The organism is Candidatus Bandiella numerosa, from assembly GCF_021811875.1.
GTDB classification, from domain to species: Bacteria; Pseudomonadota; Alphaproteobacteria; order Rickettsiales; family Midichloriaceae; genus Aquirickettsia; species Aquirickettsia numerosa_A.
Window position 1 is genome coordinate 1 of sequence record NZ_JAJBJD010000220.1, and the last position, 465, is coordinate 465.

Annotated in this window: 1 pseudogene; it reads left to right on the top strand. The window is 40.2% G+C overall.

From position 1 onward, the window contains the following. Positions 1-79: 79 nt before the first annotated feature. Positions 80-465: pseudogene (locus L8D11_RS05465) on the top strand (hypothetical protein); the annotation flags it as partial.

Genomic DNA, 465 nt, shown 5'->3' on the forward strand with positions numbered 1-465 from the left:
ACTTTGCCGTCAGCTTCCTTCCGCCAACTCCTCACGAAGTTAACCTTGCCTCAGCTAATGGACAGCTCTATATCAGCCCATGAGGGACTTGAACCCTCTACTCTTACATCATGCACGGCGCACATCAGAGTTGACAATAGCGCAATTATCGAAGAAATATGAGATAACAGGCAAGACAATACAAAATTGGAAAAAGCAATTCTTGGAAAATGCATCATTAGCATTTGAGCCAGCAAAAGTAGTGAGCGCATATAAAAGTGAGATAAAAGAGTTAAAAGCAGAAAATGATGAATTAGCTAAAGCATTAGGCAAAGCTACAGTAGAGAGGGACTGGGCAATGGGAAAGCTAAACAGCTTGGATATACCAAATAAAAGGGATCTTGTCGATTCCAAGCTGGACAAAATATCAATGGCAAGACAATGCGAATTACTTAAGATAAGCAGATCTATGATGTATTATAAGCC